The sequence below is a fragment of the Bacillus sp. 1735sda2 genome, from assembly GCF_024159245.1.
In the GTDB taxonomy this organism is placed as follows: Bacteria; Bacillota; Bacilli; order Bacillales; family Bacillaceae; genus Bacillus; species Bacillus pumilus_O.
Window position 1 is genome coordinate 78,914 of sequence record NZ_JAMYWZ010000001.1, and the last position, 13,755, is coordinate 92,668.

General features: G+C 42.0%; 14 protein-coding genes and 1 pseudogene. All 15 read left to right on the top strand.

Features of this window, described 5'->3' with window-relative positions; all coding sequences use genetic code 11:
• Window positions 1-89 precede the first annotated feature (89 nt).
• The 15 genes and pseudogenes from tilS to dusB all read left to right on the top strand — a co-directional run bounded on the left by tilS (window position 90) and on the right by dusB (window position 13,732).
• A pseudogene (gene tilS / locus NKR21_RS00420) lies at window positions 90-1,512 on the top strand (tRNA lysidine(34) synthetase TilS).
• Entirely contained in the window at window positions 1,509-2,048 is a 540-nt protein-coding gene (gene hpt / locus NKR21_RS00425; RefSeq protein WP_003217950.1) for a hypoxanthine phosphoribosyltransferase, read from the top strand. Before tilS ends, hpt begins: the two are co-directional and overlap by 4 nt.
• Window positions 2,049-2,143: 95 nt before the next feature.
• The gene (gene ftsH, locus NKR21_RS00430; RefSeq protein WP_012008669.1) at window positions 2,144-4,048 is read left to right on the top strand and encodes an ATP-dependent zinc metalloprotease FtsH; all 1,905 of its coding nucleotides are present in this window, start codon (window positions 2,144-2,146) and stop codon (window positions 4,046-4,048) included.
• Window positions 4,049-4,211: 163 nt separating this feature from the next.
• A complete protein-coding gene (locus tag NKR21_RS00435) occupies window positions 4,212-4,988 on the top strand; it encodes a type III pantothenate kinase (protein ID WP_144458105.1) in 777 nt (258 codons plus the stop codon).
• A gap of 15 nt (window positions 4,989-5,003) precedes the next feature.
• Window positions 5,004-5,879 (top strand): Hsp33 family molecular chaperone HslO, encoded by an 876-nt coding sequence (gene hslO, locus NKR21_RS00440; RefSeq protein WP_012008671.1) that lies wholly within the window; start codon window positions 5,004-5,006, stop codon window positions 5,877-5,879.
• 52 nt (window positions 5,880-5,931) lie between these two features.
• Window positions 5,932-6,834 carry a peptidyl-prolyl cis-trans isomerase gene (locus NKR21_RS00445; RefSeq protein ID WP_224925996.1) on the top strand — a complete coding sequence of 301 codons (903 nt, stop codon included), beginning with the start codon at window positions 5,932-5,934 and terminating at the stop codon, window positions 6,832-6,834.
• A gap of 77 nt (window positions 6,835-6,911) precedes the next feature.
• Window positions 6,912-7,835 carry a cysteine synthase A gene (gene cysK / locus NKR21_RS00450; RefSeq protein WP_012008673.1) on the top strand — a complete coding sequence of 308 codons (924 nt, stop codon included), beginning with the start codon at window positions 6,912-6,914 and terminating at the stop codon, window positions 7,833-7,835.
• A gap of 124 nt (window positions 7,836-7,959) precedes the next feature.
• Window positions 7,960-9,378 (top strand): anthranilate synthase component I family protein, encoded by a 1,419-nt coding sequence (locus tag NKR21_RS00455; RefSeq protein ID WP_012008674.1) that lies wholly within the window; start codon window positions 7,960-7,962, stop codon window positions 9,376-9,378.
• Between the two features lie 13 nt (window positions 9,379-9,391).
• A complete protein-coding gene (pabA, locus tag NKR21_RS00460) occupies window positions 9,392-9,985 on the top strand; it encodes an aminodeoxychorismate/anthranilate synthase component II (RefSeq protein WP_012008675.1) in 594 nt (197 codons plus the stop codon).
• Window positions 9,982-10,830 carry an aminodeoxychorismate lyase gene (pabC, locus tag NKR21_RS00465; RefSeq protein ID WP_012008676.1) on the top strand — a complete coding sequence of 283 codons (849 nt, stop codon included), beginning with the start codon at window positions 9,982-9,984 and terminating at the stop codon, window positions 10,828-10,830. Before pabA ends, pabC begins: the two co-directional genes overlap by 4 nt.
• 10 nt (window positions 10,831-10,840) lie before the next feature.
• Window positions 10,841-11,698, top strand: coding sequence for a dihydropteroate synthase (folP, locus tag NKR21_RS00470; RefSeq protein ID WP_144458107.1), 858 nt, complete (start codon window positions 10,841-10,843; stop codon window positions 11,696-11,698).
• Window positions 11,691-12,053, top strand: a complete 363-nt coding sequence (folB, locus tag NKR21_RS00475; protein WP_041815098.1) for a dihydroneopterin aldolase — start codon at window positions 11,691-11,693, stop codon at window positions 12,051-12,053. Before folP ends, folB begins: the two co-directional genes overlap by 8 nt.
• Complete coding sequence (gene folK / locus NKR21_RS00480) at window positions 12,050-12,553, top strand: 2-amino-4-hydroxy-6-hydroxymethyldihydropteridine diphosphokinase (protein ID WP_012008679.1); 504 nt, start codon at window positions 12,050-12,052, stop codon at window positions 12,551-12,553. Before folB ends, folK begins: the two co-directional genes overlap by 4 nt.
• Window positions 12,505-12,738 carry a helix-turn-helix domain-containing protein gene (locus tag NKR21_RS00485; RefSeq protein WP_012008680.1) on the top strand — a complete coding sequence of 78 codons (234 nt, stop codon included), beginning with the start codon at window positions 12,505-12,507 and terminating at the stop codon, window positions 12,736-12,738. Before folK ends, NKR21_RS00485 begins: the two co-directional genes overlap by 49 nt.
• A complete protein-coding gene (gene dusB, locus NKR21_RS00490) occupies window positions 12,731-13,732 on the top strand; it encodes a tRNA dihydrouridine synthase DusB (RefSeq protein WP_012008681.1) in 1,002 nt (333 codons plus the stop codon). Before NKR21_RS00485 ends, dusB begins: the two co-directional genes overlap by 8 nt.
• The last annotated feature ends 23 nt before the right edge of the window (window positions 13,733-13,755 follow it).

Genomic DNA, 13,755 nt, shown 5'->3' on the forward strand with positions numbered 1-13,755 from the left:
AAAAAGCAGGCTTCATCTTTGCTTGGAGCTACTGAAAGTGATAGGATATGTATATCTTTAAATTACCTGCTCTTTGTGAGGAGGAAGTTGTGAATAGAATTGAATCATTTTTGAAAAAACATGATGTTTACCTTGAAAATACGACAGTCATTGTCGGGGTTTCTGGCGGACCAGATTCCATGCTTTTACTGCACGAACTAAACAAACGTCGCAAAGATTCCTTTCAGCTGATTGCAGCCCATGTAGATCACATGTTCAGAGGAGAAGAATCCTTTGCTGATTTGGCATTTGTTGAGGCATACTGCAAGGAGCAAGGAATTCCTTTTGAATCGGCCCGAATACAAGTTACCCAATATGCAAAAGAAAACCACTTAAACAAACAGGCAGCTGCAAGAGAGTGCAGATATGCTTTCTTTCGTCAATTGATGGAGCAATATAAAGCTCAATTTATAGCGCTTGCACATCATGGGGACGACCAAGTAGAAACAATGATGATGCGGCTTGCGAGAGGGACTGTTGGAATAGGTCTCGCCGGTATCCAAGCAAAACGTCCTTATCAAGATGGGTGGCTGATTCGGCCGCTCATTGGATATTCCAAGGATGACGTGCTGACCGCTTGTGAACAAGCACATATTCCCTATGTCATTGATCAAAGTAATCACACAGATGACTACTTGAGAAACCGGATAAGAAGACACATTCTTCCCGTGTTAAAAGAAGAGGCACCTCATGTACATGAAAGCTTTCAGTTTGTAAGTGACATGCTGACTGAAGATGAGCAATACTTGCAGGCATTAACAAAGGAACAAATGAACCAAGTGATAACGAATCAATCGCCTAAGCAAATTAAGATTAAAACGAAGCCTTTGCTTGACCTGCCTTTGCCTTTACAAAGAAGAGGCATTCAACTAATATTAAACTATCTTTATGAAAACACTCAATCAGCGTTTTCAAACCAGCATATTCTAGGGACTTTGGACTGGTTATCTCATACTGAACAACCGTCTGGATCATTAGATTTGCCAAAAGGTTTACAAGCTGTCAAATCTTATGATTACTGTATGTTTACCTTTGAACGATCGCTTGTACTAGACCAGTCTTATGCTCTTCACTTAAAGGGTGAGGTTGGAGAGGAGCTTTTCCTTCCAAATGGGCAGTCTATCGTGGTATCAAATCATGTTCCGAAGGATGCACGGAACGGAAACCATTTTTTCTTGCTTCAAAAAGATCGTGTTCGTTTCCCTTTGATCATTCGCTCACGAAAAAATGGTGATCGAATCAAACTTAAAGGGATGAATGGATCAAAAAAGGTGAAGGATATATTTATTGATAAAAAAGTGCCTCTTGCAGAAAGAGACAGCTGGCCGATCGTCACTGACTCGGATCATCAAATCATCTGGATCCCAGGTCTGAAAAAATCCGTTTTTGAAGAAATTGATATGACAAACAGCGATCTCATTGTATTACAATATAGACAGCATGAAAATTTGTAGGGGGCAAGCAAAAGCATGAAACAAGATATTGAAAAGGTTTTGATCTCAGAAGAAGAGATCCAGCAAAAAGTGAAGGAACTGGGTGCAACATTAACCAGCGATTATGATGGTAAATTTCCCCTGGCTATTGGTGTTTTGAAAGGGGCTCTTCCATTCATGGCAGACCTGATCAAACACATTGATACATATTTAGAACTTGATTTTATGGATGTATCTAGCTACGGAAAATCTACCGTATCTTCAGGAGAAGTAAAGATCATTAAAGATCTAGATACTTCTGTTGAAGGAAGAGATATTTTAATTATGGAAGATATCATCGACAGTGGGTTAACTTTGAGCTATCTGGTAGAGCTTTTCCGATACCGTAAAGCAAACTCCATAAAAATTGTGACATTGCTTGATAAACCAAGTGGTCGTAAAGCAGACATCAAAGCAGATTATGTTGGATTTGAAGTACCAGATGCATTTGTTGTCGGCTATGGATTGGATTTCGCTGAACGTTACCGAAACCTCCCGTATATTGGAGTGTTAAAACCATCTGTTTACGAGGGCTAATCGGCATGCGTATACATGAGGTTATTGGTTGTATTGGAATGATTTTCTATGATACTATTGAACATAGTTGTGCTTACTGTGGGAGGAGGTAAGGAATGAATCGGGTTTTTCGTAATACGATTTTTTATATACTTATTTTATTACTTGTGATAGGGGTAGTCAGTTGGTTAGGATCCCCTAATCAAAAGCCTGAGAACATGTCTTACAGCAAATTTTCGCAAAATCTAAGTGCGGGAAAAGTGGAGAGTATCTCCATTCAGCCTGTAAGAGGGGTTTATGAAATTCGTGGTCAATTAGATGGCGCGAAGAAAGATGAATACTTCATTACCCATGTTCCAGATGGTCAAGGTGTTGACCAGATTTACAGTGCACTGAAGAATACAGATGTAAAAGTAGAACCAGCACCTGAAACAAATGGATGGCTGCAAGTTCTGACAACCATCATTCCGTTCATCATCATCTTTATCCTGTTCTTCTTCTTATTGAACCAAGCTCAGGGCGGTGGAAGCCGTGTCATGAACTTTGGTAAGAGTAAGGCGAAGCTTTACACAGAAGAGAAGAAACGTGTGAAATTTAAAGATGTTGCCGGTGCAGATGAAGAAAAGCAAGAACTTGTAGAAGTGGTTGAATTCCTGAAGGATCCACGTAAATTCGCGGAGCTTGGCGCAAGAATTCCTAAAGGGGTTTTACTAGTAGGACCTCCAGGTACAGGTAAAACATTGCTTGCGAGAGCATCTGCTGGAGAAGCAGGCGTTCCTTTCTTTAGCATCAGTGGTTCTGACTTCGTCGAGATGTTCGTCGGTGTCGGTGCATCACGTGTACGTGATTTATTCGAAAATGCGAAAAAGAATGCACCATGCTTAATCTTTATTGATGAGATTGATGCAGTGGGTCGTCAGCGTGGAGCAGGTCTTGGCGGTGGTCATGACGAGCGTGAACAAACGCTTAACCAGCTTCTTGTTGAAATGGATGGTTTTAGTGCGAACGAAGGTATTATTATCATCGCTGCGACAAACCGTGCAGATATCCTAGATCCTGCATTGCTGCGTCCGGGACGTTTTGACCGTCAAATTACGGTTGACCGCCCAGATGTCATTGGCCGTGAAGAAGTACTGAAGGTTCATGCGAAAAACAAACCGCTTGATGACACAGTGAACTTGAAAGCCATTGCAAGCAGAACACCTGGGTTCTCTGGAGCAGATCTTGAGAACTTACTAAACGAAGCAGCACTTGTTGCTGCCCGTCATAACAAAAAGAAAATTGATATGCGTGATATCGACGAAGCGACTGACCGTGTTATCGCTGGACCGGCGAAGAAAAGCCGTGTCATTTCGAAGAAAGAACGTAATATCGTGGCGTACCATGAAGCAGGTCATACTGTCATTGGTCTTATCCTAGACGAAGCGGACATGGTGCATAAAGTAACGATCGTTCCTCGTGGTCAGGCAGGCGGATATGCGGTCATGCTTCCAAGAGAAGACCGTTATTTCCAAACGAAGCCTGAGCTTCTTGATAAAATTGTCGGCTTGCTCGGCGGTCGTGTTGCAGAGGAAATTACGTTTGGCGAAGTAAGTACAGGCGCTCATAACGACTTCCAGCGTGCAACTGGCATTGCAAGAAGAATGGTCACAGAGTTCGGTATGTCTGATAAACTTGGTCCACTACAATTCGGTCAAGCACAAGGAGGTCAAGTATTCCTTGGCCGTGATTTCAACAACGAGCCGAATTATAGTGAAGCGATCGCTTACGAAATTGACCAAGAAGTTCAGCGTTTCATCAAGGAAAGCTACGAACGTGCGAAACAAATTCTCACTGAGAATAAAGATAAGTTAGAAATTATCGCACAAGCTCTTCTAGAAGTTGAAACATTAGATGCTGAGCAAATTAAATCTCTTTACGAAACTGGAAAGCTTCCAGAGCGTGTATACGCAGATGACGAAGAGAAAAATGATGATGTGAAAGTAAACATTAAGAAAAAAGAAGAAGACGAGGAGATCTAATCTCCTTCTGTGAAAGCTGCCGGGATCACCGGCAGCTTTTTTTTATTTCAATTCCTGAATGGATCGGTTTCGAATTGTTTACAAATGGAACTCAATTCGTGTATGGTATGATAGAAAGTCGAAAAATGCTCTTTTTGAGAAACTATTCAAAGTGGTGATGAAGTTGTTACTGGTGATAGATGTAGGGAACACAAATACCGTTTTAGGTGTTTATCATAATGGCGATCTAAACTACCATTGGCGAATTGAAACAAGCCGTCATAAAACAGAAGATGAATTTGGTATGGCCATTAGGTCTTTATTTGATTATGTCGGCCTAATGTTTGACCAAATAGAAGGCATTATCATATCGTCTGTTGTCCCGCCAATGATGTTTGCATTAGAAAGAATGTGCGAGAAGCACTTTCACATAACTCCCCAAATTGTAGGGCCTGGAATGAAGACTGGATTAAACATTATGTGTGACAATCCAAAGGAAGTCGGGGCTGATCGAATTGTGAATGCCGTAGCGGCGATTCACCTTTATGGGGCACCGCTCATTGTCGTAGACTTTGGTACAGCGACAACCTACTGCTATATCAATGAACAAAAACAATACATGGGTGGGGCGATTGCACCTGGTATTACCATCTCAACAGAGGCTTTATATACAAGAGCGGCAAAACTGCCGAGAATTGAAATTGTCCGTCCAGATCACATTGTTGGAAAAAACACCATTAGTGCGATGCAATCTGGCATCCTTTATGGATATGTTGGGCAAGTCGAGGGAATAGTGAAACGGATGAAGCAGCAAGCGAAACAAACACCGAAAGTCATTGCAACAGGCGGTTTGTCGACATTGATTGGAAATGAATCAGACTGCATTGATATTGTCGATCCGTTCTTAACATTAAAGGGACTTCAACTCATTTATGAACGTAATCGTGTCGGTGTATTATAGGAGGTTTAAAATCGAATGGATTACTTAGTTAAAGCGTTAGCATATGACGGAAAAGTTCGAGCATATGCTGCAAACACAACAGATACAATCAACGAAGCACAAAGAAGACACCATACATGGCCAACAGCATCAGCAGCGATTGGCAGAACAATGACTGCCACAGTCATGATGGGTGCTATGCTGAAAGGTGAAAATAAATTAACGGTCAAAATTGAAGGCGGTGGACCAATCGGTGCCATCATTGCTGATGGAAACGCAAAGGGCCAGGTGCGCGGATATGTCTCAAATCCACAAGTCCACTTTGACCTAAATGAACATGGCAAACTGGATGTTAGACGTGCAGTCGGGACATCTGGAACGTTAAGTGTTGTGAAAGATATCGGGCTGAAAGATCACTTTACAGGACAAACGGAGATCGTTTCAGGCGAAATTGGAGATGACTTCACTTATTATCTTGTCTCTTCTGAGCAAGTGCCTTCTTCTGTAGGTGTAGGGGTTCTCGTCAATCCAGATAACTCGATTCTTGCAGCTGGCGGTTTCATCATTCAATTGCTGCCTGGAACAGAAGATGCTGTCATTGAAAGATTAGAAAAGCGTCTCTCAACCATTGAACCCATTTCTAAACTCATTGAAAAAGGGATGACACCAGAAGAAATTTTAGAAGAAGTACTCGGAGAAAAACCTCAAATTTTAGAAACTGTACCTGTCGAATTCTCTTGTAACTGCTCAAAAGAACGTTTTGCTAATGGCATTATCAGCCTAGGGAAAGCCGAAATTGACGATATGATTGAACAAGACGGACAAGCAGAAGCTCAATGCCATTTTTGTAACGAAACGTATGTATTTACAAAAGAAGAGCTAGAAGAGCTACGTGAAGAAATAACCCGCTAAGCTCTAAGCAGCGGGTTTTCTTTTTAGAATGGAAAGGAGACGAAAGATGAGACTGAAAGCAAGAGTGGTATGGACATTTATTCTCGTGTTGCTTATGATCAATGCCGTTGTTATTGCATATGTATTAACAAAGTCGCAAATGTCACAGGCTTCTTCAAACGGGAAGAGCGGTGAAGAAATTGCGTCGATTGGAAAAGAAAAGGTGACACGTCAAGAATGGTTAAAGAAGATGGAAGACCGCTATGGAAAGGCAACACTTGAGCAAATGATTAATCAAAAGGTGGTTAATCAGCTTGCGAAAGAAAACAAGCTTGAGGTGTCCTCAAAAGAAATCAATCGTGAATTGTTGATGCTTAAAGCAGTATCTAATAATTTCTACGAAGATGGACATACGAGTGAAAAGGACTGGACAGAACAGATTCGTTATCAAATTTTATTAGAGCAGCTTTTAACGAGAGATGCTGTCGTTTCTGAAAAAGAAGCGAAATCCTTTTATGAAAAAAACAAGGACTTATATCAATATGATGATTCATACCGTATTCGTCATATCGTCGTGAAGACAAAAGGCGAAGCTGAAAATGTATTGAAGGATCTGAAAGGCGGATCTAGCTTCGAAGCGGTGGCAGCTGAACGCTCCATTGACCGCTACACCTCTCCATATGGCGGAGATCTTGGGTTTGTGACAGAAGAACAAGAAAGTATCCCAGCCCTATACATACAAGAAGCTCAAAAGCTTCAGCCAGATGAATGGACAAAAGAACCGATCGAGACCAAAAACGGGTATGCCATTATTCAATTGAAAGAAAAATTAGATGGCCGCTCCTTCTCGTATGAAGAAGTCAAAAATCAGATCAAAAGGCAGATTGCCATGGAAGATCTAGGTGAAAAGGCGAATGTCAAAACCCTGTGGAAAGAAGCAAAAGTCACATGGTTTTACGATGGCGAGCAGGACTAAAAGCATTGACAAAATTTTTCGAAATTGATAATTTAATATTAATACAATAAAATTACTCGGAGATAGAGGTGTTAGTGATGGCTCGTATTGCAAATTCAGTTTTTGAACTAATAGGAAATACACCAGTCGTTAAATTAAACCGTTTAGTAGATGAAGACAGTGCGGATGTCTACTTGAAACTTGAATATATGAACCCGGGCAGCAGTGTAAAAGATCGTATTGCGTTAGCGATGATCGAAGATGCTGAAGCGAAAGGTACTTTAAAAGCCGGCGACACGCTCATTGAACCAACAAGCGGAAACACTGGGATCGGTCTTGCAATGGTAGCGGCAGCTAAAGGAATTAACGCCATTCTAGTGATGCCAGACACAATGAGTCAGGAGCGTCGCAACCTTTTACGCGCTTATGGTGCAGAGCTTGTATTAACACCGGGTGCAGAAGGAATGAAAGGCGCCATCAAAAAGGCAGAAGAATTGGCAGAAGAGCACGGTTACTTCATGCCTCAGCAATTTAGCAACGAAGCCAATGCAGAGATTCACCGTCGTACGACAGGAAAAGAAATTCTTGAACAGTTTGACGGCGAGCTTGATGCATTTATTGCAGGTGTTGGGACGGGCGGCACAATTACAGGTGCTGGTGAAGTCTTAAAAGAAGCCATCCCATCAATTCAGCTTTATGCGGTAGAGCCGACAGATTCACCTGTATTATCAGGCGGAAAGCCAGGCCCGCATAAAATCCAAGGGATTGGAGCAGGTTTTATTCCTTCCATCTTGAACACGGAAGTATACGATGGTATTATCCAAGTGAAAAACGAAGATGCATTTGAGCTTGCAAGAAAAGCAGCGAAAGAGGAAGGAATCCTTGGCGGTATTTCTTCAGGAGCAGCCATTTATGCAGCACTTCAAACAGCGAAGAAACTTGGTAAAGGGAAAAAGGTTCTCGCAATCATCCCAAGTAATGGGGAGCGTTACCTCAGCACACCTCTTTATCAATTCGATTAAACCAATTACCCCAGCATTTGCTGGGGTTTTTTTATGAAATTTGTAGATGGAAAGCAAATACTATTTTCTAAATAAATTGGATTGCATTACAATAAGATTAATGAAAATGAAAAAGGATGATAACATGACACAACGCAGGCCGATGGGCATCAAAATTCCTTTTACGAAAGATGCATTCTTGAAAAGATACGAACAATTAACTGCTGGCGTAACACACCATGTTCTGCTTGAAAGTGCTCGCGGTGGTTCCTACAGCATTGCTGGTATTCACCCAATTGCTAAAGCGAAGGGTAAAGACGGGATGACAACCATCCATTATCAAGATGAGGTGCTGTTCAAAGAAGGTGATCCATTCAGAGCGTTTACGGATTGGTTCCAAACCCTTCAAACTGAAACGAATGAGGAATACCCTGATTTTCAAGGCGGGGCGATTGGATTTTTAAGCTATGATTATGCTAGATATATTGAGCATTTTAAGATGTTGTCCATTGATGACCTGAAAACACCAGATCTTTATTTTCTCGTGTTTAATGATGTTGCGGTCTTTGATCATGAAGAAAACATGCTGTGGCTGATTACTCACACAGAGGGAGCGGAACCTGTGAGTGACACTCATCAAAGACTCGAAGATTTAAAGCAAAAGTGGACAAGCTCTGCAAATGAATCAGTGCAATCACCTGTTCATGAACCTTCTGTAGAATTTGTACCAGCAGCGCCTTTTACCGAAGAAACCTTTGGAGAAGCAGTAGAGAAGATTAAGCAATATATCGCAAGCGGTGATGTGTTCCAAGTGAATTTATCCATCAGACAAGATGAACAGCTCCACACACATCCGTATGAATTATACAAAACGTTACGTCAAGTCAATCCATCCCCTTATATGTCTTATTTGCACACGCCTGATTTCCAGATTGTTTGTGGATCTCCAGAGCTGTTGATTAAGAAAAAGGGAACTCAACTAGAAACAAGACCGATTGCGGGTACAAGATCAAGAGGCAAAGACGAGGCTGAGGATCACGCGCTGGCAAAAGAGCTCATTGAAAATGAAAAAGAACGCGCGGAGCATGTGATGCTCGTGGATCTTGAGCGGAATGACCTTGGACGCGTGTCCACTTATGGCTCAGTAAGAGTGAACGAATTTATGGCGATTGAAAAATATTCACACGTAATGCACATTGTATCCAACGTACAGGGGGAACTGCGTGATGATTGTGATGCAGTAGATGTCATGAGAGCCGTATTCCCAGGAGGCACAATTACAGGTGCTCCAAAGGTGAGAACAATGGAAATCATAGAAGAGCTTGAGCCAACAAGGCGTGGGCTTTATACTGGATCTATAGGCTGGTTTGGATTCAATCAAGATATGCACTTTAACATCGTCATTCGTACGGCGTACTGCACTGAAGGCAAAGCCTTTATGCAGTCGGGTGCTGGGATTGTCATCGATTCTGTACCAAAGCACGAATACAAAGAATCGATTAAAAAAGCCTATGCAGTGAAAAAAGCATTACAGTTGAGCAAAGAAGAGACTATTTTGAGTTAGAGGTGAGCAGAGCATGATATTAATGATTGATAATTATGATTCATTTACGTACAACCTGGTCCAGTATTTAGGTGAGCTTGGAGAAGAATTGATCGTGAAACGGAATGATCAAGTAACCATTCAAGAAATTGAAGAACTCAAGCCTGATTTTCTCATGATTTCTCCAGGACCATGCAGTCCTGATGAAGCGGGAATTAGTATGGAAGCAATCAAGCACTTTGCGGGAAGTATTCCGATTTTCGGTGTATGCCTAGGACATCAATCCATTGCGCAAGTCTTTGGAGGGGATGTCGTTCGTGCTGAACGCTTAATGCATGGTAAAACGTCAGAGATTGAACATGACGGAAAAGGTGTCTTCACTGGACTCCAAAATCCGCTTGTCGCAACGAGATATCATTCATTAATTGTCAAAAACGAGACGCTGCCAGAGTGCTTTGACGCAACAGCCAGCACAAAAGAAGGCGAGCTCATGGCCATTCGCCATAAAGAGCTGCCAATTGAAAGTGTACAGTTTCATCCTGAATCGATTATGACGTCCTTCGGAAAAGAAATGCTTAAAAATTTCATTGAAACCTATCGTAAAAAGGGGCATGAAGTAAACGCATGATCATTTATCTGAACGGTCAGTATATAGAGGAGAAAGACGCGACTCTTTCTCCTTTTGATCATGGTTTTCTATATGGCATCGGTGTATTCGAAACATTTACCAGCCTGGCAGGACAAGTCTTTCTGTTAGATTGGCACCTTGAAAGGCTCAATCAATCATTGCGTGACCTTTGCATCGAATCCACAATAGAGAAACCATTTGTACTCGACATCATTCATACTTTACTAAATAAAAACGACATAGCCGGCGGTCATGCGAGAATTCGCTTCAATGTATCCGCGGGCAGGGGCAATGGATTTTCTGCCGATCCTTATGAAGAACCTGTCGTGTTTGTCATGATCTCTCCATTCCGGCCCGAATCTGTTTTAGATGAGAAACAGGGAGTTATTCTTCAAACGAGGAGAAATACCCCGGAAGGTTCGAGGCGTCTCAAGTCTCACCATTATATGAACAACCTGCTCGCGAAAAGAGAAGTGGGAAATGATCCGAAGGTAGAAGGTATCTTTTTAACAAAAGAAAATGATGTGGCAGAAGGAATTACCTCCAATGTATTTTGGCGAAAAGGCGATGTGATGTATACACCATCACTTGATACAGGCATTTTAAATGGGGTTACTCGACGATATTGTATCGAAACACTCCAAACGATGGAGGCTTCACTAAAAGTAGGGCGATATCCAGTCTCCCATTTGCTATCAGCTGATGAGGCATGGATGACCAATTCTGTTCAAGGGATTGTGCCTTTCAGAAGTATAGGAGACATCTCCTTTTCCCATAACAGCAGAATCTTCTCAACAAAATTGAGAACTCAATATACAAAAGAACGTCTAGATTATAAAGAGTAGGTGGACCACAATGACACAACAAGTGATAAAGCAGCCTAAAGTCATACAAGCCAAGCACCACACCCTTAGTTATGAAGAAAAGACATTGGTCATGGGCATTTTAAATGTCACACCTGACTCTTTTTCAGATGGAGGAAAGTTTAATCAAGTGGATAAAGCGCTGGCTCATGCAGCACAGCTGATAGAGGACGGGGCACATATCATTGATATAGGCGGAGAATCGACTCGCCCAGGAGCGGCATTTGTCTCAGAACAAGAAGAGCTTTCAAGAGTCATTCCCGTCATCGAAAAGATCACAAAAGAATTGGATGTTCCAATTTCTATTGATACGTATAAAGCTCATGTAGCAGATGAAGCAGTGAAAGCTGGAGCTTCCATCATTAATGATGTATGGGGAGCGAAGGCAGATCCTCAAATGGCGCACGTAGCAGCGAAGCACAATGTGCCAATTATTTTAATGCACAATCGGCCAGAACGAAATTACACACATCTAATTTCAGATATGATCGCAGATTTGAATGAAAGTGTTCAAATTGCAAAACAAGCGGGTGTCCGTGATGACATGATCATATTAGACCCAGGTGTAGGGTTTGCGAAAAATAAAGAGGACAACCTGATGGTCATGAATGAGCTTGAACATTTTTGTCAGCTCGGGTATCCACTGCTCTTAGCTACATCTCGAAAACGATTCATCGGAGCTGTCTTAGACCTGCCACCGGAAGAGCGTACTGAAGGAACGGGGGCGACGGTCTGCCTTGGAATTCAAAAAGGCAGTGCGATGGTTCGGGTACATGATGTAAAAGAAATCGCAAGAATGGCAAAAATGATGGATGCCATGCTGAATAAGGGAGGCGCTTATCATCGATAAAGTATATGTAAATGGAATGGAATTTTACGGCTACCATGGCGTATTTGCAGAAGAAAATAAATTAGGACAGCGGTTCCGCGTGGATTTAACAGCTTCACTTGATTTAAGTAAAGCCGGACAAACTGATGACCTCAATGAGACCATCAATTATGCGGAGCTCTACCAAATCTGCAAAAGCATTGTAGAGGGTGAATCAGTCAACCTCGTTGAAACACTAACAGAAAGAATTGCAAGCCAAGTGTTAAAGGACTTTCTGACAGTTCAGGAATGCACTGTGAAGGTGATTAAACCAGATCCGCCAATTCCAGGACACTATCAGTCCGTTGCCATTGAAATGACGAGATCGCGCGCATGAACAATACCGCATACATTGCTTTAGGTTCGAACATAGGGAAAAAGGAAACTTATTTAAAAGAAGCCGTCAAAAAACTACACGAACATCCAGAGGTTCAAGTAGAATCGATCTCTTCTATATATGAAACAACACCTGTAGGTTACGAAAACCAAGATGACTTTTTAAATATGGCTGTGAAAATTTCCACCTCGCTTCGTCCAAATGAATTACTGGCACTTACTCAGAAAATCGAGCAAGAGTTAGGCAGAACGAGAGAAGTGAGATGGGGACCACGAACGGCTGACCTTGACATTTTACTTTATAATCGTGAAAATATTGAAACAGAACAGCTCGTAGTGCCACATCCTAGAATGTACGAACGTTTATTCGTTCTCGTTCCGATGAGTGAGATTTGCCCGGAAATCGGCGAAGTACAAATAAATGCCGTAACAGACCAAGAAGGTGTAAGCATATGGAAAAAGACGTGTGGGGTAGAAGAATTCGTGCATACCGAAAGCTAAAAGGGTATACTCAGGAAGGGTTCGCGAAAAGACTTGGCATCTCTGTCTCTGTCTTAGGAGAAATTGAGCGGGGCAATCGATTACCAACAAACCAATTGGTTGGTCAAATAGCAGATGCTTTAAATATAACGGTGGAAGAACTTTCACCAAATCTTGAAGAAGAAAGGAGGGGAAATGATGTTTAAAATCGGAGATATCGACATTAAAAACAAAGTGGTGCTCGCACCTATGGCTGGTGTGTGCAACTCCGCCTTCAGACTGACAGTGAAAGAATTTGGAGCAGGTTTAGTCTGCGCTGAAATGGTCAGTGATAAGGCGATCCTGATCAACAATGCAAGAACAATGGGTATGCTATACATTGATGAACGGGAAAAGCCTTTGAGCCTTCAGATATTTGGAGGAGAAAAAGACACTCTCGTTGAAGCGGCAAAGTTTGTAGACCAGAATACCACAGCGGACATTATTGATATCAACATGGGCTGTCCTGTGCCGAAGATTACGAAATGTGATGCAGGAGCGAAATGGCTGCTTGATCCAAACAAAATTTATGAAATGGTCTCAGCTGTTGTAGATGCTGTAGATAAACCTGTTACCGTGAAAATGAGAATGGGCTGGGATGAAGATCATATCTTCGCTATCGACAATGCACGTGCTGTTGAACGAGCAGGTGGACAAGCAGTTGCACTTCACGGACGGACACGTGTGCAGATGTACGAAGGAACAGCAAATTGGGATATTATAAAAGAGGTCAAACAATCTGTTTCCATTCCTGTCATCGGCAATGGAGATGTCAAAACCCCTCAGGATGCAAAACGTATGCTTGATGAAACGGGTGCAGATGCTGTCATGATCGGAAGAGCGGCACTAGGAAACCCGTGGATGATCTATCGAACAGTTCATTATTTAGAAACGGGTGAACTGAAAGAAGAGCCAAACGTACGTGAGAAGATGTCAGTGTGTAAGCTTCACTTAGACAGACTTATTGATCTAAAAGGGGAGCATGTGGCTGTCAGAGAAATGAGAAAGCACGCAGCATGGTACTTAAAAGGTGTCCGAGGCAATGCGGACGTGAGAAATCAAATCAATCAAAGTGAAACGAGAGCGGAGCTTGTACAAGTTCTTGATGACTTTACGATCGAAGCCGAGGCAAAAGAGCTTCAAAGTATAAAAGTAGGATAAAACTATCTTTCTTTTTGTAGCTC

What these genes read in the sequence shown, in the direction of transcription:
- hpt (WP_003217950.1), top strand. Translation starts at nt 1,509, where the DNA reads ATGAAACAAGATATTGAAAAGGTTTTGATCTCAGAAGAAGAGATCCAG.
- ftsH (WP_012008669.1), top strand. Translation starts at nt 2,144, where the DNA reads ATGAATCGGGTTTTTCGTAATACGATTTTTTATATACTTATTTTATTA.
- hslO (WP_012008671.1), top strand. Translation starts at nt 5,004, where the DNA reads ATGGATTACTTAGTTAAAGCGTTAGCATATGACGGAAAAGTTCGAGCA.
- cysK (WP_012008673.1), top strand. Translation starts at nt 6,912, where the DNA reads ATGGCTCGTATTGCAAATTCAGTTTTTGAACTAATAGGAAATACACCA.
- NKR21_RS00455 (WP_012008674.1), top strand. Translation starts at nt 7,960, where the DNA reads ATGACACAACGCAGGCCGATGGGCATCAAAATTCCTTTTACGAAAGAT.
- pabA (WP_012008675.1), top strand. Translation starts at nt 9,392, where the DNA reads ATGATATTAATGATTGATAATTATGATTCATTTACGTACAACCTGGTC.
- pabC (WP_012008676.1), top strand. Translation starts at nt 9,982, where the DNA reads ATGATCATTTATCTGAACGGTCAGTATATAGAGGAGAAAGACGCGACT.
- folP (WP_144458107.1), top strand. Translation starts at nt 10,841, where the DNA reads ATGACACAACAAGTGATAAAGCAGCCTAAAGTCATACAAGCCAAGCAC.
- folK (WP_012008679.1), top strand. Translation starts at nt 12,050, where the DNA reads ATGAACAATACCGCATACATTGCTTTAGGTTCGAACATAGGGAAAAAG.
- NKR21_RS00485 (WP_012008680.1), top strand. Translation starts at nt 12,505, where the DNA reads ATGGAAAAAGACGTGTGGGGTAGAAGAATTCGTGCATACCGAAAGCTA.
- dusB (WP_012008681.1), top strand. Translation starts at nt 12,731, where the DNA reads ATGTTTAAAATCGGAGATATCGACATTAAAAACAAAGTGGTGCTCGCA.